This is a genomic window from Brevundimonas aurifodinae, from assembly GCF_040195595.1.
GTDB classification, from domain to species: domain Bacteria; phylum Pseudomonadota; class Alphaproteobacteria; order Caulobacterales; family Caulobacteraceae; genus Brevundimonas; species Brevundimonas aurifodinae.
In genome coordinates, this window is the sequence record NZ_JBEGDD010000001.1 from 427,571 (window position 1) to 447,264 (window position 19,694).

A 19,694-nucleotide genomic window follows, 5' to 3' on the forward strand; every position below is an offset into this window, starting at 1 on the left:
ATCTGTCCCGAGTTCAACGGAGAGCTCTCAGGCGTAGGCGTAGGGTCCGCCCCGTTCCAGCGCCCGCTGATAGGCCGGGCGGGCGTGGATGGTCTGGAGGAAAGCCTTGAGCCGGGGCTTGTCAGGGCCATACGGCGCACGGCTGGACGCGGCCTCCAATGGAAAGCTCATCATGATGTCTGCGGCGCTGAACCGGTCCCCGGCGAACCACGGCGACCTGGTCAGCTCGGCTTCCCAATAGGCGGTGTGGGATGCGATCTGCGGATCGATGAAGCCGCTCTGCGCCTTGCCGGAGATCGCCTTGACGATCGGCCGGACCAGCCCGGGCGACCGGGTCGGGAGGGCCCCGAAGATCAGCTTCAGCAGCAGCGGCGTCATCGCCGAGCCCTCGGCATAATGCAGCCAGTAGGTGAAGCGACGCCCGTCCGCCGTGCCGGGCTGGGGGCGAAGGCCGTGGCCCGCGTGGCTGTCCAGCAGATACTCCACAATGGCCCCTGTCTCGGCGACAAGGATGTCTCCGTCCTGGATCACGGGTGACTTGCCCAGCGGATGGATGGCTCTGAGTTCCGGTGGGGCCAGCATGGTCGCCGCGTCACGCTCGTAGCGCTTGACCTCATAGTCGACGCCCATCTCCTCGAGCAGCCACAGCACGCGCTGGGAGCGAGAGTTGTTCAGGTGATGGACGACGATCATGGGTGGCCTCCGAGGACGAAGGGTCACCATAGCGGAGTTGACGCCGGGGCGGGCAAGGGTTGAGAACGGCGATAGCGCATGATATCGTGCCGTCATGGCCCAGTTGCTCGTGCGGAACATCAGCGACGATACGGTGGAGGCGCTGAAGCGGCGCGCCGCCGCCAACCAGCGAAGCGTCGAGGCCGAGCATCGCGCCTTGCTGGAAGACGCTCTGGAGGCCGAACGGATGAGGCAGGTCGATCGGTTTCGCGCCATGATCGATGCGATCCATGAGCAGCAGACGGGCCGTACGTTCACGCCCTCTGAAGTCCTCGTTCGCGAAATGCGCGACGAGTCTTGATCGTTCTCGACACCTCGGTCGCTCTGAAATGGGTGCTGAACGAGGCGGGAAGCGACCGCGCGCGCACGATCATGGCCCTGGCTCTGACCGCGCCGGACTTCTGGCGGGTGGAAGCGGGCAACGGCTTGCGCAAATCCGTCAGGAGGGGTGAGATCACGCCAGACGAGGCCGCCCATTACCTGCAGGTTCTGTCACAGGCACCGGTGCGCGATGTGCCGACCGGGCCGCTGCTCCCCATTGCCCTGGAACTGGCGATCGGATTGAGCCATCCGCTTTACGACTGCCTGTTCCTGGCGTTGGCGCTCGATCGGGGTTGCCGCCTGCTCACGGCGGACGAGGCGTTCGTGGAGGCCGTGGGAGGTAGGCCTGACTTGTCGGCGCATATCGTTTCCCTGGCCGACTTCGTTCCATGACCTCCGAACCTCGCCTGACCTCGCTGGCCCATGGCGGCGGCTGTGGATGCAAGCTTTCGCCGGGGGTGCTGCGCGACATCCTGGCGGCCATGCCCCAGGCGGCGACCTTCGCCGATCTGATGGTCGGCACCGAGACCAGCGATGACGCCGCAGTGTGGCGCCTGAACGACCAGCAGGCCCTGGTAGCGACCACGGACTTCTTCATGCCGGTGGTGGACGACCCGTTCGACTTCGGCCGGATCGCGGCGACCAACGCCCTGTCCGACGTCTATGCCATGGGCGGTCGGCCGATCCTGGCACTGGCCCTGGTCGGCATGCCGGTGGGCGTCCTGTCCACCGACACGATCGGCCGCATTCTGGCGGGTGGGGCCAGCGTCTGCGGCGAGGCGGGCATTCCCGTCGCGGGCGGCCACTCCATCGACAGCGTCGAGCCGATCTATGGGTTGGTGGCCCTGGGCCTCGTCCATCCCGACCGCGTCCGCACCAACAGGGGCGCACGGGACGGCGACGTCCTGATCCTGACCAAGGCGCTCGGCGTCGGGGTCATGAGCGCGGCCTACAAGCAGGGGCGGCTGGTCGAGGAGGGCTATGCGGCCATGATCGCCTCGACCACCCGGCTCAACCGCGTCGGCGCCGATCTGGCAGAGCTGGACACGGTCCATGCGTTGACCGACGTAACGGGCTTCGGCCTGCTGGGCCACGCGCTGGAGATGGCGCGCGGGTCGGGTCTGGCGGTTGAGATCGAGGCTGACGCCGTCCCGCTGCTGTCTGGTGTCGAGGCCTTGGCCCGCGACGGTGTCCGGACGGGGGCCTCTGGGCGGAACTGGGCCAGCTATGGCGCGGGGGTGGCCCTGCCGGGCGGGTTCGAAGACTGGCGACGTGATCTCCTGACCGATCCGCAGACTTCGGGCGGATTGCTGGTCAGCGTGGCGAAGGACGCCTCCGATGAGGTGCTCGCCATGATCCGGGCCGCCGGCTTCGACCAGGCCGCCGTCGTTGGTCGGGTGGTGCCGGGCAACGGAGTGCGGGTCGCTTGATCCGGCGCACGACCGATCTGTCCGCCGCCGCCCGCGCGCGCTTCGACGCCATCATCGACGTCCGCAGCCCGTGCGAGTTCGCCCACGACCACATTCCCGGAGCGATCAACCTGCCGGTTCTCGATGACGTGGAACGCGCCGAGATCGGCACCATCTACGTCCAGCGATCGAAGTTCCTGGCCCGCCGCCTGGGTGCCGCCAAGGTCGCCCGCAACATCGCCATCCATCTCGACGATGCGCTCGCCGATCGCGACGGTTCGTTCCGGCCCCTGGTCCACTGCTGGCGCGGCGGCCAGAGGTCGGGGGCCATGGCGGCGGTGATGGACCAGATCGGGTGGCCGGTCACGGTGCTGGACGGCGGCTACATGACCTGGCGACGCCGGGTGCAGGCGACGCTCTACGGCCCGGCGGCCTGGGCGGTGGTGCTGATCGACGGGGGCACCGGCTCGGGCAAGACGGCTCTGCTGGAACGGTTGGCGGCGCGTGGTGTGCAGACGCTGGATCTCGAAGGTCTGGCGGAACATCGCGGCTCCCTGTTCGGCGCGCTGAAGGACCGGCCCCAGCCGTCGCAGAAGCTGTTCGAGAGCCGGCTGTTCACGGCGCTGGAAGGGCTCGATCCGACGCGCCCCGTCGTCGTCGAGGCCGAGTCCAGCCGCATCGGCGCCCGCACCGTCCCGCCCGCCCTGTGGGCCGCAATGGGGGCCGCGTCGGTCATCGAACTGTCCGCCCCGGTCGAGGCTCGCGCGGCCTTCTCGGCCTTGAGCTATGCGGACATCGCGTCGGATGCCGAGGCGCTGGAGGCGGCGTTGTCGCGTCTGCCGCCGCATCATTCGAAGGAGACGGTCGCCGCCTGGAAGGCCTTGGCCCGAGCGGGACAGACGCAATCCCTCGCCAGCGCCCTCATCGCTGATCACTATGACCCGGCCTATCGTCGCCAGTCCGCTCACCGGGCGCGGCCCCTGTTGGGACGGGTCGAGATGGCAGGTCTGTCGGACGCCGATCTCGACCGGGCGGCGGAGGCGATCGCCGGGCTGATCAAGGTGGACTGACGGCGCGCTGGTGTTCCGCCGGGGGCCCGACGATCACAGCAATGTCCCCTGTTTGTCCGGCCCGGCCTCGCGTTTGGCCTTCTTGAACACCGACGGATCGAGCCAGGGCATCTCGGGTCGCTTGCCGTCGAACAGCTGTTCGATGGTCAGGATCTGGACCTTGGGATAGGTGCGGCCGCCCGCCTCGTAGAAGCCGCCGGCGGCGGCGCGGGTCACCATGGGCTTGGTGGGGGGCAACAGGGTCACGAACAGGCCCATCTGCGCGCCCTCGTGATCGACGGTGGTGATGAGGTCCTTGACCTGACTGTCGGTGACGCCGCCGCCCTTGATCGAGACGATGGCCTTGCCGGTATCGGTGCGGTTGCCCTTGCCCTCGCCCCGATCGGTCGTGACCTGGAAATAGACATAGCCGTCCACCCCGCCGTCGGCCCCCTTACGTCCGCCCTTGTAGGGCACGGCGTTGTCGATCATCGACAGGGCCCACAGCTGGAACTGGTGCTTGTCGGCCTCGGCCAGCGCCCTGGCGGCCCCGAGGTCGCGCGGCGTGCCCAGCACCTGGAACTCGGCCAAGGGGAAGGCGTCCCTCAGCCGCCGCTGGATCAGGCCGACCGCGAGATGGGTGACGTCGATGCCGATCCAGCGCCGCCCCATTTTCTGGGCCGCATGGACCGTGGTGCCGCAGCCGCAGAAGGGGTCGAGCACGACGTCGCCCTCGTTCGACGAAGCGGCGAGGATGCGTTCGAGCAGAGCGAGGGGCTTTTGGGTGGGGTAGCCGAGGCGTTCGGCGCTTCCGGCGTGAAGAGGGTTTATGTCAGTCCAAACATTAGTGACAATCGAGCCCGTCTGCTCAGACAGATAACGCTTCAGCCGAATGCGCTTGCTGTAGTCAGGCGTTCCATCCTTGAAAACTGGATAATGCAGTCGTCCTTCGTCGTGGAGACGCTGCATAGTCTTGCGCTCATAGCGCCAGCCCTTGCTGGGGAATGGATAGCCCATCCATTCGTACATCATGTTGGGACGCGGATTCGGACTTGTGGTGTTGTCGAGTTGGTAGGGGCCACGGCCGTCGGCATCGTCATGCCTGTAGAACTTCGTCAGATAGGCGGGGTCATGGGCGACATGAACTGGCTTAAACTTGAATAGCGGGCTTTTGGCATAAAACAGGATGACATCGGAGACGTCCGAAAACTTGTTTGTGGCGTCGCTATGCGCTGTCTGACGCTTCCAGATAATTTCGTTTCGATAGTTCGTCGGCCCGAACACCGCGTCCAGCAGCAGCTTCAGATAGTGGCTCGCCGTCGGGTCGCAGTGGAGATAGAGCGAGCCCGTCGGTTTCAGCACCCGGTGCAGTTCGATCAGCCGCACCGCCATCATGGCCAGATACGCCATCATGTCGTTGGTCCCCAGGAACGACCGCATGGCCGCCAGCATGTTGGCGGCGTCGCTGGTGCCCGACTGCAGCACCTCGGCATAGGCGCGCTCGGCCGACACGTTCCAGTGCCAGGTGTCCTCGAACGCCTCGATCTGGCTCTGCGACTGCTCACCGCCTGGCGCGCGAAACAGGACATTGTAGTTGGCATTCGAGTTGAACGGCGGGTCCAGATAGATCAGGTCCACGCTGTCGTCCGCGATGTGCTCGCGCAGGATCGACAGGTTGTCGCCATAGAACAGGGTGTTGGCGGCGGGCGTCTGCATGTCCGGGACATTCGCCCTGTTCTCTCGCCGGTGGCAAGGCTAGCGTCGCTTTCATGACCCGTTCCCGCACTGCCGCCGTCTTCACCTCCCTCAGCCTTTGGGTGCTGCTCGCCCTGGCCGGAGGGCTGGCGGCGGGGGCCGCGGCCCAGGTCTATGGAATTCCCGGCGGCGTCGGTTCTGTCGCCCTGATCGACGCCCTGGGCCAGCTGTGGCTCAACGCCCTGCGCATGACGATCATCCCCCTGGTGTTCAGCCTTCTGGTCACCGGAATCGCCTCCATCGCCGACGCGGCCGCGACCGGGCGGCTGGCGTTGAAGGCTGTCGGCGTCTTTGCCGTGTTGCTGGTCGGGGCCACCATCTATGCCTTCGCCGCGTCGCTGGGCCTGCACGAGATCTGGCCCATCGCCGAGGGGGCGGCCCGCGCCCTGATCGCCGGAGCGCCCCCCGGCGGCGCCGCCGAGGTGGCCCAGAGCGTCGGCGGCGGAGGCTTCGGGGCCTTCCTGACCAGCCTGGCTCCCGCCAACCCGATCCGCGCGGCGGCCGACGACGCCATCCTGGCCATCGTGGTCTTCGCCATCGCCTTCGGTTTCGCCACCACCCGGCTGGAGACCCGCCTGCGCCAGCCCGTCGCCGTCTTCTTCGAGGGCGTGGCCCAGACCATGATCGTCATCGTGCAGTGGGTGCTGGCCGTGGCGCCGCTGGGCGTCTTCGCCCTGGCCTTTGGGGTGGGTTTGCGGGCCGGCATCGGCGCGGCCGGGGTGCTGGGCCACTACATCGCCCTGGTCTGTCTGGCCCTGATCGGCCTGATCCTGCTGACCTATGTCGTGGCCGTGATCTGGGGTCGGATCGGGCTCGGCCGGTTCGCGCGCGGTACGGCCCCGGCCCTTGTCGTCGCCTTCTCGACCCAGTCCTCCCTGGCCTGCCTGCCCGTGATGGTCGAGCGCTCGGTCAGCCATCTGGGTGTCTCGACCGCCACGGCGGGGCTGGTCCTGCCGCTGGCGGTGGCGGTGTTCCGCATCACCTCCACCGTCGCCAATCTGGCGGTCGTGATCTATGTCGCGCGGCTGACGGGGGTCGAGATCACGATGTCCTCCATGCTGGCGGGCGGGCTCGCCGCCCTGGCCATCAGCATCGGCACCGTGGGTCTGCCCGGGCAGGTCAGCTTCTTCGCCTCCATCGCTCCGATCTGCATTGTCATGGGCGTGCCGCTGGAGGTCCTGCCCCTGCTGCTCGCGGTCGAGGTGGTGCCGGACATCTTCCGCACCATCGGCAACGTCACCGCCGACATGGCCGCGGCCCGGATCGTGGAGGGGCGGGACGCCTCGGCGGATCCCGAGGCAGCGGCGGGCATCTAGGCCGCGCCCAGGACGTTCAACGGCAGCACCAGGCTGCGACGCCCGCTGGCGTCCGGCGGGGGCAGGGCTCCGGCCCGTATGTTGACCTGCAGCGACGGCAGGATCAGCTGCGGGGCACCCAGGGTGGCGTCCCGCGTCTCTCGCATGGCGACAAAGACGTCTTCGCTCGCGCCCCGGCCGACGTGGATGTTGGCGGCCTTCTGCTGCCCGACCGTGGTCTCGAAGCAGAACTCCGTGCGACCCTGGGGCAGATAGTCGTGACCCACGAACATCCGCGTCTCCTCGGGCAGGGCCAGCAGGCGGTGGATCGAGCGGTACAGGGTGCGCGCGTCCCCGCCCGGGAAATCCGTCCGCGCCGTGCCGTAGTCGGGCATGAACAGGGTGTCGCCGACGAACACCGCGTCGGCGATCCGGTAACTGACGCAGGCGGGGGTGTGGCCAGGGGTGTGCATCACCTCGACCGTCAGGTCACCGAGGGCAAAGGTGTCGCCGTCGGCATACAGGCGGTCGAAGGCCGCGCCGTCCGGCGTCACGTCGTCGGCCTGGAACATCGGGGCGAAGGTCGTCTGAACCCGCACGATCTTCTGACCGATGCCGATGGGCGCACCCTCGGTTTCGCGAAGGTGATGGGCGGCGGTCAGGTGGTCGGCGTGGGCGTGGGTCTCCAGCACCATCGCCAGGGTCAGCCCCTGGTTCTTCAGGGCGGCCATCACCGCGTCGATGGAGCGGGTCGAGGTCCGGGCCGCCGCCGGATCATAGTCCAGTACCGGGTCGATGATAGCCGCTTGTCGGGTCGCCGGGTCGCTGACCAGGTAGGTGACCGTGTGGGTCGCGGGGTCGAAGAATCCTTCGACGACAGGGCTTTCGGGGGTGATCTCGTGGGTCATGAGAAGGCTCCTTGTGACGCCCAATATATTAGATATTGCTTATTTAGCAAGTCCGCATATATTGCCCGACATGATCGATATCCAAGCCATCGGACTGGACCGTTTCGAAGCTGCCGCCGGTGACGCGGCCGCCCTCATGCGCGCCCTGTCCAACGAAAAGCGCCTGATGATCCTGTGCCAGTTGGGCGAGACCGAACTGTCCGTCGGGCAACTCCTGCCGCTGGTCGGCCTGTCGCAATCGGCCCTGTCCCAGCACCTCGCTCGCCTGCGGGACGAGAACCTGGTCGCCACCCGGCGCCAAGGCACGACCATCTTTTACCGCATTGCCGATCCGGCGGCGCTGAAGGTCATCGCCGTCCTCGCCGAAATCTACTGTCCTCCGCTCCCTCTGCAGAAAGCCTGACCCCATGACAGTCCTGACCCCGCTGAAGCCCGCCGACGTCGCCGCTCGCCTGAAGTCTCGCGCCGCCGTGCTGGTCGATATCCGCGAGCCCGATGAGTTCGCGCGCGAGCACGTTCCCGGTGCCGTCCCCGCCCCCCTCTCGCGCTTCGAGGAGATGCAGACCGCGCTGCCCGACGGACGCCAGATCATCTACACCTGCCGCACGGGCAATCGGACGGGCGTCAACTGTGCGCGCCTCGCGGCTCGTGTGCCGGGCGAGGCCTTCGTGCTGGAGGGCGGACTGGATGGCTGGAAGGCCGCCGGTCTCGCGGTCCAGACCGACCGGTCAAAGCCGATCGAGCTGATGCGCCAGGTTCAGATGACGGCAGGCGGCCTGATCCTGCTGGGCGCCGCGCTCGGTCTTGTGGTTCATCCCGCCTTCTGGGGGCTGTCGGCCTTCGTGGGCGCGGGCCTGTTCTTCGCGGGGGCCACGGGTTTCTGCGGTATGGCGCGGCTGCTGGCCGTGATGCCCTGGAACCGCGCCGCCTATGGCTCGACGGCCAAGGCCGCGTGACGCCATGACGACCGATCTCCTGCCCCTCGTGCTCGCGGCGTTCAGTGGTGGCGTCGTCGCCCTTCTCCTGACGCTGTTCGGCGGAGGGGGGTCGGTTCTGGCCGTGCCGCTGCTGCTCTATGTCGTGGGGGTGGCCGATCCCCATGTCGCCATCGGGGTCTCGGCTGCGGGTGTCGCGCTGAACGCCCTGACGGCTCTGGCCGGCCATGCCCGGGCAGGGCGCGTTCGCTGGCCCTGCGCCACCCTGTTCGCCGTCACCGGCGCGGCGGGGGCCTGGATCGGCTCGTCGCTGGCCAAGATGATCGACGGCCAGCAGTTGCTGCTGATCTTCGCTGTGGCGATGGCCGCCGTGGGCCTGTCCATGCTTCGCCCGCGCCTGGCGGTCGTCCGGCCCGAGCCGAGGCTGAACCTGGCGATCGCGCCGCGCGTGGGCCTCGCGGGCGCTGGCGTCGGATCGGCCGCAGGTTTCTTCGGCATCGGCGGCGGCTTCCTGATCGTGCCCGGCCTGATGGCCTCCACCGGCATGAGTCTGGCGACCGCCCAGGCCACGTCGCTGCTCAGCGTCGCGGCCTTTGGGGCGACGACCGCCGGCAACTACGCCCTGTCCGGCTGGGTCGACGCGGGCCTGGTCGCCGCCATGACGGCCGGCGGCGTGGTCGGCACGGTCGCCGGCCTGCCGCTCGCTCGTCGCCTTGGTGCCAATGCCGGCCTGGGTCGCAGCCTGTTCGCCGGCATGATCCTGATTGTGGCCGTCTATGTCGCGATCCGCGCGGTCATGGCCCTCTAAGGTCCAGGTCTTAGTGGGCGAAGTCCTGGATCGGTCGAACCTCCAGGCTGTCGGCCTGGATCGCGCCGATCGCCTGGGCGGCCGCCAGGGCTCCGGCGACGGTCGTGTAGTAGGGGATCTTCTGCATCAGGGCGGTGCGGCGCAGGCTGAAGCTGTCCTGCAGCGACTGCTTGCCCTCGGTGGTGTTGATGACCAGTTGAACGTCGCCGTTCTTCATCGCATCGACGATGTTGGGTCGGCCCTCCAGCACCTTCTTCACATGGCCGACGGGCAGGCCCTGCTGGACCAGCCAGGCGTGAGTGCCGCCCGTGGCGATGACTTCGAACCCCTGTTTCAGCAGCAGGGTCACGGCCTCGACCACGAAGGGCTTGTCGTCGTCCTTCACCGACACGAAGGCGCATCCCGTTGTGGGCAGGGTTGTTCCGCCGCCGATCTGGGACTTGGCGAAGGCGCGGGCGAAGGCGGGGGCCATGTCGGCCTCTCCCGGCCGCTTGAAGTCCAGCCCCATGACCTCGCCGGTCGAGCGCATCTCGGGTCCCAGCACCGTGTCGACGCCGGCGAACCGGGCGAAGGGGAAGACGGCTTCCTTGACCGCAATGTGGTCATAGGGGGCGTCCCTCAGGCCGAAAGACGCCAGGGGCACGCCCGCCATCACCTTGGCGGCGATGGAGGCGACAGGCACGCCGATGGTCTTGGCGACGAAGGGCGCGGTGCGGCTGGCGCGCGGATTGACCTCCAGCACGAAGATGCGGGGGCTCTCGCTGTGCGGCTCCTCGATGGCGAACTGCACGTTCATCAGACCGCGCACCTTGAGCGCGCGGGCCATGGCCTTGGTTTGGCGCTTCAGCTCGGCGACGGTGGCGTCGGACAACGAGTGAGGCGGCATGGAGCAGGCGCTGTCGCCCGAATGCACCCCGGCCTCCTCGATATGCTCCAGCACCCCGGCCACAAAGACGGTGTCGTCGTCGCACAGGGCGTCGACGTCGACCTCCGTCGCGCGGTTCAGATAGTGGTCGATCAGGACCGGGTCGTCGCCAGAGACCCGCATGGCCTCGCCGACATAGCGATCCAACTGCTCGCGATCGTGGACGATCATCATGCCGCGTCCGCCCAGCACGTATGAGGGGCGCAGGACCACGGGATAGCCGACCTCATCAGCCTTCTGCGCGGCTTCCTCGGCGCTGCGGGCCAGGCCATTGGGCGGCTGCATCAGGCCGATGTCGTGCAGCATGACCTGGAACCGTTCGCGGTCCTCGGCCAGATCGATCGAGTCCAGCGACGTGCCCAGGATCGGCACGCCGTCCTCGTGCAGCGCATGGGCCAGCTTCAGCGGGGTCTGGCCGCCGAACTGGACGACGACGCCGATCAGCTCGCCCTTGGAGCGTTCGACCTCGATCAGTTCCAGCACGTCCTCGGCCGTCAAAGGCTCGAAATACAGGCGGTCGGAGGTGTCGTAGTCGGTCGAGACGGTCTCGGGGTTGCAGTTGACCATGATCGACTCGACGCCGATGTCGGCGAAGGCGAAGGCCGCGTGACAGCAGCAGTAGTCGAACTCGATCCCCTGGCCGATCCGGTTCGGCCCGCCGCCCAGGATGATGGCCTTCCTGGCCCCCGTCGGCTCGGATTCACAGACCGGGACCTGACCCAGGGCGCCGGTCTCATAGGTCGAATACATATAGGCGGTGGCCGATGCGAACTCGGCCGCGCAGGTGTCGATGCGCTTGAACACCGGGCGGACATTCAGGCCGCGACGGGCGTGTCGAACCTCGCGCTCGCTCGAACCGGTCAGGGCGGCCAGGCGGGCGTCGGAGAAGCCCTTGGACTTCAGCCGGCGGAATTCGGTGGCCTCGCTCGGCAGTCCCTTGACCCGGACGTGGCCCTCTTCGCGCACGATGTCGGCGATCTGGCGCAGGAACCACGGCTCATAGGAACAGGCCGCGTTGACCTCCTCGACCGACAGGCCGTGGCGGAAGGCCTGTGCGATGACGCGGATGCGGTCCGGCGTCGGCTGGCCGAGCGCCCGGATCACGGCGGCCCGGATGGAGGCGTCGTCGTCGATCGTTTCGGTGCCCTCGATCTCGATCTCGTCGAAGCCCGACAGGCCGGTCTCCAGCCCGCGCAGGGCCTTCTGCATGGATTCCTGGAAGGTGCGGCCGATAGCCATGACCTCGCCGACCGACTTCATCGAGGTCGACAGCAGGGGCTCCGAGCCCGGGTATTTCTCGAAGGCGAAGCGCGGGATCTTGGTCACGACATAGTCGATCGACGGCTCGAAGCTGGCGGGCGTGACCTGGGTGATGTCGTTCTGAAGCTCGTCCAGGGTGTAGCCGACGGCCAGACGCGCAGCGACCTTGGCGATCGGGAAGCCCGTGGCCTTGGAGGCGAGCGCCGAGGAGCGCGACACGCGCGGGTTCATCTCGATCACGACCATCCGGCCGTCCGCCGGATTGATCGCCCACTGGACGTTCGATCCGCCCGTCTCGACCCCGATCTCGCGCAACACGTTGATCGAGCCCGTGCGCATGCGCTGATATTCCTTGTCGGTCAGCGTCAGGGCGGGGGCGACGGTGATCGAGTCGCCCGTATGCACCCCCATCGGGTCGATGTTCTCGATGGAGCAGATGATGATGCAGTTGTCCGCCTTGTCGCGGACGACCTCCATTTCGTACTCCTTCCAGCCCAGCACCGACTCCTCGATCAGCACCTCGGTGGTGGGGCTCAGATCGAGGCCGCGCAGCACGATCTCCTCGAACTCTTCCCTGTTGTAGGCGATGCCGCCGCCGGTGCCGGCGAGGGTGAAGCTGGGGCGGACGATGGCGGGCAGGCCGACGAACTCCAGCCCCTCCAGCGCCTCGTCCAGCGTATGGGCGGCCTTGGAGCGGGGACTCTCCAGCCCCAGCTTGTCCATGGCGTCGCGGAATTTCTGCCGGTCCTCGGCCTTGTCGATGACCTCGGCGCGGGCCCCGATCATCTCCACGCCGTATCTGGCCAGGACGCCGGAGGCATCCAGCGCCAGGGCCGTGTTCAGCGCCGTCTGCCCGCCCATGGTGGGCAACAGGGCGTCAGGGCGTTCCTTGTCGATGATCTTCTCGACCATCTCCGGTGTGATCGGCTCGATGTAGGTGGCGTCGGCCATGTCCGGATCGGTCATGATCGTGGCCGGGTTGGAGTTGACCAGAATGACCCGGTAGCCCTCGGCCTTCAGCGCCTTGCAGGCCTGGACGCCGGAGTAGTCGAATTCGCAGGCCTGACCGATGACGATCGGCCCGGCGCCGATGATGAGGATGGACTGGATGTCGGTGCGCTTGGGCATCTCAGCCTCCCTCTAGTTGGTCACGACCGCGCACTCCCAGCCGTCGTAGTCCAGCTGGAAGGCCGCGGCCCAGGATTGCATCATGGCGCTGACGGGGGCGAAGGCCGCTTCGTCCACGGCCATGGTCGTCTCGAGAATGGTCGCGTCGTCCTGCCCCCGGGTCAGGAAGCCGGCGCGGCGCGCGACCTCGTTCAGGTCGTCGTGGTCGCCGTCGCCATGGAAGAAGAACAGGGTGTGGCGCGGCGTGACGCCGGTATCGCCATGCTCGGCCAGGGCGGCGCGGATCATGGCGTCGCGGTCCTCGTGGCGGATGACGTCGTCGTGCAAGGGGCGGTCTTTCTCGCGCGCGGAAGCCCCGCGGCGCCGAGGGGCGTCGCCGGGCGGTGCAGGTTGTCGGCTAAGCGGCCCGTTTAGAGAGGGTCAGAGGCGGACGCAAGAACGACCCTGCGAATGCGAAAGGGGCGGCCCGTCGCCGGACCGCCCCCTTGTTCTCCAGTCTGTCGTGTCGGTCTTAGTAGCGGCCGGTCAGGCGGAAGAAGAAGAACCGGCCCACGGACGAGACCGGAGTGGCCACGGTGCCGAAATAGGGCTCTTCGTCGGTCAGGTTGTTGATGCCGAAGGTGGCCGAATAGTTGTCCTTGAAGTCCCAGCGGATCGAGGCGTTGTGGCTCCAGAACTCGTCCAGGAACTGGGGGCTGAAGTTGGCGACGTTCTCGATCTCGGTCGCGCCCAGCGCCTGTTCGCCCTGGTAGTTGGAGAAGAACGACACGGTGACGTCCCGCACCGCCCACTGAACCGAAGCGTTGAGACCCCACTCGGGGAAGCCGAGCTCCAGCTTCTGCGGGTTGGCCAGCGTCGGGTCGGTCACGAACGGGAAGTTGTTGCGGTCCTCCAGGTAGGTGCCCGAGACATTGGCCCGCAGCGTGCCCCAGCGATCGCCGCCGTTCCGATCCAGGTCCAGGGTGTAGCCGAGGTTGAAGTCGACGCCCGACGCCTCGATGCCCGAGAAGTTCAGCTGGGTCTGCAGCAGATAGTTGAAGCCGCCGAAGCCCGGGCCCGGGTTGCGATTGCGCGAGAACAGGGCGCAGAACTGGTTGTTCAGATCGGGCGCGTCATAGCAGCTGTCGACGATGTTCTGGGCCGAGACCGCCGCGATGCCGCTCTCGATGGCGATATCCCAGTAGTCGATCGTCGCCGTGAAGCCCGGCAGGAAGCGCGGCGTCAGGACGACACCATAGGTGACGGTCTCGGCTTCCTCTTCCTGCAGGTTGGGGTTGCCGCCCGTCTGGCCCGTGAACCGCGCGGTCAGGGGGTCGACGAAGTTGTAGGTTCCGGTGATGCCCAGATCGGCGCGGCAGTTGGCCTCGCGGTTGGAGGGGCTGTTGCCCTGGGTCACATTGCCGATGTCGCAGGGATCGTTCGGGCGGAAGACGGCCGAGTTCAGCGGCGCGAACAGCTCGCCGATGTTGGGCGCGCGCACCGCGACCGAATAGCCGCCGCGGAAGCGGATGTCGCGGCTGGGGGCCCAGATGCCGTCGATCTTGTAGGTCGAGGTCTCGCCGATGGTCGAATAGTCGCCGACGCGGCCCGCGATATTGAAGCTCAGCAGTTCGGCGAACGGCATGTCGGCCAGGATCGGGAAGTTCAGTTCCAGGAAGCCCTCGGTGACGTCGAAGCCGCCGGTGGTGATCTGGGTGGCCTGATACTGGAACTGGAAGCCCTGCTGGATGAAGGGGTCCGGCGTGAACTCCGAGCCCTCGTCGCGGTATTCGGCGCCGATGGCGAAGCCGATGGGGCCGCCCGGCAGGCTGAACCACTGCGAGAAGTCGCCAACCAGGGTGGCGTTGAACACCGTCTGGTCGATGGAGGAGGTGTTGACCCGCATATAGTTCTGGAAGGCCAGGGCTTCGGGCGTCGAGTTGCCGACGCCGAACAGGTTCAGCGGCCGGCAGGGCGAGTTGGCGCCGGGCGTGAAGGTGGTGAAGCCGCCGAACTGCTGGATGGTCGCGCCCGGCCCGAAGTTGGCCGTGTCGGTCAGCAGGGAGTAGCGGGGGAAGGCGTTCGGATTGAGGGTCGAGCGGCAGACGATGTCGCCGTTCGGCGCCCGGACCGCGTCGATGGCGGAGAAGAAGCGGTCTTCCAGACGCAGCGCCTGCACCGTCTCGACCTCGGCCTTTCCGTAGACCAGCGAGACGTCATAGGACCAGCCGTTGGAGAATTCGCCGTCGAAGCCCACCACGGCGCGATAGGTCTCGCGTTCGTTGGTCCCCTCCGGGTTGAAGATGTCGACGTTGTCCCGGCCGATGGTGACGAGCGAGCTGGCGTCGCCATTGCCGGCGGCGATCTCGCGATCGACGAGTGCGCGGATGGACGCCGGGATGTAGGGGTTGTCCAGGGCGATCGGGATCGAGTCGTCGAAGCTGTTGTACGGATTGAAGGTGACGCCCTTGTTGTAGGCGTATTTCAGCTGGGCGTAGGGCCGGAACAGAGGCGAAACCTCATAGTTCAGCAGCAGGTTGAAGTTCACCGAGGTGTCCTGCGGCAGCAGGTTCTGGCCGTCGAAGGTCTGCGGGCTGCCGTCTCCGCCGAACTGGTTGAAGGCCGCCGCGATCAGACCGTCGCGGAAGGGCCGGACCTGGTTGGTGACCGGATCGACGACCCAGCAGCCGACCGGGAAACCGGTGATCGTCCCGCGCCCGCCGATGCTCTGCGAACAGTCGTTGACGCCGTTGCCGTCGAGGTCCGGCAGGGTGGCGAAGTCGCCGGGGCCGCCCGCGAAGCCGAAGCCGAACGGGTCATAGCCGACCAGACCGCCGATGCTGGCGATCGAGAAGGTGGGGTTGTTGAGATAGGTCCGGGCCGCCGAATTCTGGGCGCGGGCGATCAGCGAGGGATCGGTGCCGGCGAAGCGCGGGGCACCGCTGGCCAGCAGGATGGTGCGTCCTTGAACCTGGGCCAGGGTTCGTCCGGCGGGCAACGGGTCGCCCGCCTGGAACAGGCGATCAGGGCTCGGGTAATCGTCCGCCTGGTTGTTTCCGCGCGAGAAGTCCCGGTCGCCATAGAAGAGCGCCTCGGAATGGCTGCCCTGGATGGCGACGGCGATGTTGCCCCGGCCGCCGTCGAAGTCGCGGCCGATGGCGTAGGAGGCATAGAAGTCCTCGGTGTCGCCCTGACCCGAGATACCGGCCTGAACCTCGAACTCGTGGCCGACGAAATCGTCCTTGAGGATGAAGTTGACCACGCCGGTCACGGCGTCCGAGCCATAGACAGCCGAGGCACCGCCGGTCAGGACCTCCACCCGCTCGACCAGGGCCGAGGGGATGGTCGAGACGTCGACCGCGGCCGTGCCCGCGACGCCCGCCACATGCCGCTTGCCGTCGACCAGGGTCAGGGTGCGGTTCGCGCCCATGCCGCGCAGGTTCAGCGTCTGGGCCCCGCCGTTGGCCTGGGCCGCGCTGGTGGAGTTCTGAAGCGCGGGGATGGTGTCCAGCGCGTCGGCGACGTCCGTGATGCCCTGCAGATCCAGCGTTTCGGACGTGACGATCTGGACCGGCTGGGGCGCGTTCTCGGCGCGAACGGCGATGCGCGAGCCGGTGACGACGATCTCATCGACCTCGGTGGCCTGGCCGCCCGGGTCCTGAGCCAGGGCGGGGCTGGCCATCAGGGCCACAAGGCCAACGCCAGCGAGGCAACGTGTCCGAACACTGAAATGACTGCGCATAGATTTATCCTTCACCGACGTGAGGTTGTCACGGTGAAGGTAGTTTTTTGCTGCACTGCGGCCGCGTCAACGCACGATGTGTCCATTTCGCGATTTTGACACGACGGGGTCACCCCAAAGCCACATTTCGACGAACCGCGCTCGTGTTTTGGGTGTTGCGTTCTTGTCGCAATCCCGTCTTGCTTCGTCCCAATTTGGCTTCATTTCGCGACAAGAGAACAGTATTCCGTCGTCGCTTGAGCTCAATTTTGCATAACGACGTTCAGGCTGTGAATACAGTGTCGCTTCGTTGACAGACGAGTGGCGTTCTCAAAAACCAAGGATACTAAATGGCTGCTCGGCGATCCACTCTTCTTCGATCAACGATGCTGGCAGGCGCCGCCAGTGTTCTGACCATTGTCGCGGCGAGCTCTGCCGTCGCGCAGACCGCCGTGCCGCAGGAGACCGTCCTGCCGGACCAGGCGACCGAGGTCGAGGAGATCGTGGTCACCGGCTCGCGTATCCGGGTGCAGGACTATGTGGCGGCCAATCCTGTGGTGTCGGTCACCGCCGAGTCGATCGAGCGGTCGGGCCAGACCAATCTGACCGAGTACCTGACCGAGGTCCCCGCGCTGGCGCAGTCGCTGACGCTGCAGGAAGGCGCCGACACCTCGACGCCGGGGCTGGCGGGGCTGAACCTGCTTGATCTTCGCGGGCTCGGCACCACCCGGACGCTGGTCCTGGTCAATGGCCGCCGTCACGTCGCGTCGAGCCCCGGCACGGCCTCGGTCGACATCAACGCCATCCCGGTGGCCCTGATCGAGCGCACCGAGGTGCTGACCGGCGGGGCCTCGGCGGTCTACGGCGCCGACGGCGTCTCGGGCGTGGTCAACTTCATCCTCAAGGACGACTTCGAGGGCGTCGACATCCGCACCCAGTACGGGGTGTCCGAGGCCGGCGGCGGCGAGAACATCTTCGCCAGCGTGCTGTTCGGCGACAACTTCGCCGACGGACGGGGCAACGTCACCCTGGGGCTGGAGTACAACAAGGACGACGCGCTCAAGTTCGCCGATCGCGACTACACCCGGACCGGCAACCGTTTCATCTTCGTCAACAATCCCGATGATCCGGAGACCTTCGGCGGCGCCCAGACCCCGAACATCCCCGACCTGATCCTGGCCAACAACGCCCGCTACATCGACACGACGCGCGGCGGCTCGATCTATACCAACTTCGCCAACGCCTCGACCCTGTCGGGCGTGAGCTTCCTGGGCGATGGGTCCCCCTTCATCGACGGCGAGAGCGCCGGCGGGTTCATCGCCCTGGGCGGTAGCGGCACGCCGCTGGACGACTTCAATGACGACCTGCTGCCGGGCCTCGAGCGTGGCACCGTCAGCCTGACCGGCCGCTACGACCTGACGCCCGGTCTGCGCGTCTTCGGCGAGGCGAAATACACCCAGAGCCAGACCGAGTTCTTCGCCCAGCCCAGCTATGTCTATGGCCTGTTCACGTCGCTGGATAACCCGTTCATCCCGGCGGCGGCGCGCGCCGACGCCCTGGCGCCCGGCGGTCTCGGCACCTTCGACGGCTACGACGGCTTCCTGCCGGGCCCCGGCGTTCTCGTCGCTCGCGACAACTTCGACCTGGGGACGCAGAACTACGACATCACGCGCGAGACGTGGCGCGGGTTGATCGGCCTGGAAGGCGACCTGACCGACACCATCAGCTTCGAGGCCTCCTACGTCTATGGTCGGGCCGACCAGGAGACGGTCTCCAAGAATGTCATCATCAACGACCGTTTCTTCGCGGCCACGGACGTGATCGTCTCGGGCGGCCAGCCGGTCTGCCGCTCCAATGTCACCCCGGGTGCCATCCCGACCGGTGACGTGTTCGGTCAGTTCGCATTCCCCGACGCGGCCTTCGGTGCCACCTTCACCCCCGGCGCCAACTCGGGCTGTCTGCCGATCAACCTGTTCGGCGAGGGCCTGAACTCCCAGGCCGCGATCGACTGGATCACGGGCGAATACACCTCGGACGCGACGATCGAGCAGCATGTCGTCAACGCCTTCGTCTCGGGCGACACAACGGGCTTCTTCAGCCTGCCGGCCGGTCCCATCGGCTTCGTGCTGGGCGGTGAATACCGTAAGGAATCCAGCGACTCGCGTCCCTCGGACATCGAGCTCCTGGCCGACTCGCTCGAGTATCCGCTGACCGGCGTGGGCCGGGGGTCGCGCACCCAGGGCGAGTTCGACGTGGCCGAGGTGTTCGTCGAGGTCGCCGTGCCGGTGCTGCGTGACCTGCCGTTCGCCCAAGCCGTCGATGTGTCGGCCGCCTATCGCTACTCGGACTATTCGACGAGCGGCGGCACCGACACCTGGAACGTTAACGGCCGCTGGGAGATCGACGACACCATCGCCCTGCGCGGCACGGTCGCCCGGGCCGTCCGTGCGCCCAATATCGTCAACCTGTTCCAAGGCCGCCAGCAGACCTTCGGCACCTTCGCCGACCCCTGCTCGGTCGAGAACATCACCGAGGGCGAGAACCCGGGACTGCGGGCCGAGAACTGCCGCATCGATCTGCTGGCGGCCGGCGTGGCCAATCCGGCGACCTTCATCAACAACAGCTCGGAAGCTGTCGGCGGCTTCATCGAGGGCAACCCCCTGCTGCAGCCTGAAAGCGCCGACACCTGGACCGTGGGTTTCGTGCTGACGCCGCAGGACATCCCGGGTCTGTCGCTCTCGCTCGATTATTACAACATCGAGATCGAGGACGCGATTCAGGCCTATACGTCGCAGCGGATCGTCAACAACTGCTATGACCTGCCGCGCCCGAACCAGTTCTGCGATCTGATCGAACGCGGCACCGTTGGTGGCAACCCCGGCCGGATCACGACCTTCTCCCAGATCCCCGGAAACCTCGCCAGCTACGAGACCTCGGGTTGGGACCTGAACGTCGCCTATCGCCTGGATCCGGCCAACTTCGGGGTCGAGCGCGACATCGGCACGTTCAACTTCGCCCTGGTCGGCAACGCCTTGGACAGCCTGAGCTTCATCGAGGTGTCGGGTGCCGATCCGATTAACTCGCAAGGCCAGATCGACGCGCCGGACTATACCGCCACGTTCGACGTGACCTGGGACTGGCGGGCCTGGTCGGCCAACTACGGCTTCAGCTGGTTCTCGGAGACCAACCGCCAGAGCCGCGTCAGCCGGGTCAACAACCCCGACGCCTATGAGCCGCAGTACCGCCAGTTCCCGGCGCGCGAGGTCCACGACTTCCGCATCGCCTATGACGTCAACGACGGCGTGGGTGTCTATGCGGGCGTCAACAACTTCACCGACGAACAGCCGGCTCCGGGCTCGGAATCGTATCCGGTGAACGCCCTGGGTCGCTACTTCTACGTCGGGGCGACGGCCCGCCTCGACTCGCTCGGTAGCCTGATGCCCTGGCGCTAAGCCTGGGCTGAGACCCG

At 67.0% G+C, this 19,694-nt stretch carries 15 protein-coding genes; 9 read left to right on the forward strand and 6 right to left on the reverse strand.

All coding sequences use genetic code 11. From position 1 onward, the window contains the following. Positions 1-27: 27 nt before the first annotated feature. Complete coding sequence (locus tag ABN401_RS02195) at positions 28-693, reverse strand: glutathione S-transferase (protein ID WP_349683174.1); 666 nt, start codon at positions 691-693, stop codon at positions 28-30. A 94-nt stretch (positions 694-787) separates the two neighbouring features. Here ABN401_RS02195 and ABN401_RS02200 point away from each other — a divergent pair, with 94 nt between their 5' ends. The 4 genes from ABN401_RS02200 to mnmH are packed head-to-tail and all read left to right on the forward strand — an operon-like array spanning position 788 to position 3,532. Next, the gene (locus tag ABN401_RS02200) at positions 788-1,033 is read left to right on the forward strand and encodes a FitA-like ribbon-helix-helix domain-containing protein (protein ID WP_349683175.1); all 246 of its coding nucleotides are present in this window, start codon (positions 788-790) and stop codon (positions 1,031-1,033) included. Beyond that, positions 1,030-1,446, forward strand: coding sequence for a type II toxin-antitoxin system VapC family toxin (locus tag ABN401_RS02205; protein WP_349683176.1), 417 nt, complete (start codon positions 1,030-1,032; stop codon positions 1,444-1,446). The genes ABN401_RS02200 and ABN401_RS02205 overlap by 4 nt, the downstream gene beginning before the upstream one ends. Next, a complete protein-coding gene (gene selD, locus ABN401_RS02210) occupies positions 1,443-2,483 on the forward strand; it encodes a selenide, water dikinase SelD (RefSeq protein ID WP_349683177.1) in 1,041 nt (346 codons plus the stop codon). Before ABN401_RS02205 ends, selD begins: the two co-directional genes overlap by 4 nt. Next, entirely contained in the window at positions 2,480-3,532 is a 1,053-nt protein-coding gene (gene mnmH, locus ABN401_RS02215; protein ID WP_349683178.1) for a tRNA 2-selenouridine(34) synthase MnmH, read from the forward strand. The genes selD and mnmH overlap by 4 nt, the downstream gene beginning before the upstream one ends. A gap of 33 nt (positions 3,533-3,565) precedes the next feature. On the opposite strand, the gene ABN401_RS02220 is transcribed toward mnmH, so the two are convergent. After that, on the reverse strand, positions 3,566-5,227 hold the full coding sequence (locus tag ABN401_RS02220) for a DNA methyltransferase (protein WP_349683179.1): 1,662 nt from the start codon (positions 5,225-5,227) through the stop codon (positions 3,566-3,568). A 53-nt stretch (positions 5,228-5,280) separates the two neighbouring features. On the opposite strand from ABN401_RS02220, the gene ABN401_RS02225 reads away from it, so the two are divergent. Then, positions 5,281-6,582, forward strand: coding sequence for a dicarboxylate/amino acid:cation symporter (locus tag ABN401_RS02225; RefSeq protein ID WP_349683180.1), 1,302 nt, complete (start codon positions 5,281-5,283; stop codon positions 6,580-6,582). On the opposite strand, the gene ABN401_RS02230 is transcribed toward ABN401_RS02225, so the two are convergent. Further along, entirely contained in the window at positions 6,579-7,469 is an 891-nt protein-coding gene (locus ABN401_RS02230) for an MBL fold metallo-hydrolase (protein ID WP_349683181.1), read from the reverse strand. The genes ABN401_RS02225 and ABN401_RS02230 overlap by 4 nt on opposite strands. A 70-nt stretch (positions 7,470-7,539) precedes the next feature. Here ABN401_RS02230 and ABN401_RS02235 point away from each other — a divergent pair, with 70 nt between their 5' ends. The 3 genes from ABN401_RS02235 to ABN401_RS02245 are packed head-to-tail and all read left to right on the forward strand — an operon-like array spanning position 7,540 to position 9,212. Beyond that, positions 7,540-7,872 (forward strand): ArsR/SmtB family transcription factor, encoded by a 333-nt coding sequence (locus ABN401_RS02235; RefSeq protein WP_349683182.1) that lies wholly within the window; start codon positions 7,540-7,542, stop codon positions 7,870-7,872. Between the two features lie 4 nt (positions 7,873-7,876). Continuing rightward, entirely contained in the window at positions 7,877-8,425 is a 549-nt protein-coding gene (locus ABN401_RS02240; protein WP_349683183.1) for a rhodanese family protein, read from the forward strand. 4 nt (positions 8,426-8,429) lie between these two features. Continuing rightward, on the forward strand, positions 8,430-9,212 hold the full coding sequence (locus tag ABN401_RS02245) for a sulfite exporter TauE/SafE family protein (RefSeq protein ID WP_349683184.1): 783 nt from the start codon (positions 8,430-8,432) through the stop codon (positions 9,210-9,212). Between the two features lie 10 nt (positions 9,213-9,222). On the opposite strand, the gene carB is transcribed toward ABN401_RS02245, so the two are convergent. The 3 genes from carB to ABN401_RS02260 all read right to left on the reverse strand — a co-directional run bounded on the left by carB (position 9,223) and on the right by ABN401_RS02260 (position 16,186). Further along, positions 9,223-12,525, reverse strand: coding sequence for a carbamoyl-phosphate synthase large subunit (gene carB, locus ABN401_RS02250; protein WP_349683185.1), 3,303 nt, complete (start codon positions 12,523-12,525; stop codon positions 9,223-9,225). Between the two features lie 12 nt (positions 12,526-12,537). Beyond that, positions 12,538-12,852 carry a hypothetical protein gene (locus tag ABN401_RS02255; protein WP_349683186.1) on the reverse strand — a complete coding sequence of 105 codons (315 nt, stop codon included), beginning with the start codon at positions 12,850-12,852 and terminating at the stop codon, positions 12,538-12,540. Between the two features lie 184 nt (positions 12,853-13,036). After that, entirely contained in the window at positions 13,037-16,186 is a 3,150-nt protein-coding gene (locus ABN401_RS02260) for a TonB-dependent receptor domain-containing protein (RefSeq protein ID WP_349683187.1), read from the reverse strand. 425 nt (positions 16,187-16,611) lie between these two features. Between ABN401_RS02260 and ABN401_RS02265 the strand changes: the two genes are divergently transcribed. Then, the gene (locus tag ABN401_RS02265; RefSeq protein ID WP_349683188.1) at positions 16,612-19,677 is read left to right on the forward strand and encodes a TonB-dependent receptor plug domain-containing protein; all 3,066 of its coding nucleotides are present in this window, start codon (positions 16,612-16,614) and stop codon (positions 19,675-19,677) included. Positions 19,678-19,694 lie beyond the last annotated feature (17 nt).

Excerpts from the sequence above, each read along its gene's own strand:
- ABN401_RS02195 (WP_349683174.1), bottom strand. The coding sequence starts at position 693 with ATGATCGTCGTCCATCACCTGAACAACTCTCGCTCCCAGCGCGTGCTG.
- ABN401_RS02200 (WP_349683175.1), top strand. The coding sequence starts at position 788 with ATGGCCCAGTTGCTCGTGCGGAACATCAGCGACGATACGGTGGAGGCG.
- selD (WP_349683177.1), top strand. The coding sequence starts at position 1,443 with ATGACCTCCGAACCTCGCCTGACCTCGCTGGCCCATGGCGGCGGCTGT.
- ABN401_RS02220 (WP_349683179.1), bottom strand. The coding sequence starts at position 5,227 with ATGCAGACGCCCGCCGCCAACACCCTGTTCTATGGCGACAACCTGTCG.
- ABN401_RS02225 (WP_349683180.1), top strand. The coding sequence starts at position 5,281 with ATGACCCGTTCCCGCACTGCCGCCGTCTTCACCTCCCTCAGCCTTTGG.
- ABN401_RS02230 (WP_349683181.1), bottom strand. The coding sequence starts at position 7,469 with ATGACCCACGAGATCACCCCCGAAAGCCCTGTCGTCGAAGGATTCTTC.
- ABN401_RS02235 (WP_349683182.1), top strand. The coding sequence starts at position 7,540 with ATGATCGATATCCAAGCCATCGGACTGGACCGTTTCGAAGCTGCCGCC.
- ABN401_RS02240 (WP_349683183.1), top strand. The coding sequence starts at position 7,877 with ATGACAGTCCTGACCCCGCTGAAGCCCGCCGACGTCGCCGCTCGCCTG.
- ABN401_RS02245 (WP_349683184.1), top strand. The coding sequence starts at position 8,430 with ATGACGACCGATCTCCTGCCCCTCGTGCTCGCGGCGTTCAGTGGTGGC.
- carB (WP_349683185.1), bottom strand. The coding sequence starts at position 12,525 with ATGCCCAAGCGCACCGACATCCAGTCCATCCTCATCATCGGCGCCGGG.
- ABN401_RS02260 (WP_349683187.1), bottom strand. The coding sequence starts at position 16,186 with ATGGCCAGCCCCGCCCTGGCTCAGGACCCGGGCGGCCAGGCCACCGAG.
- ABN401_RS02265 (WP_349683188.1), top strand. The coding sequence starts at position 16,612 with ATGCTGGCAGGCGCCGCCAGTGTTCTGACCATTGTCGCGGCGAGCTCT.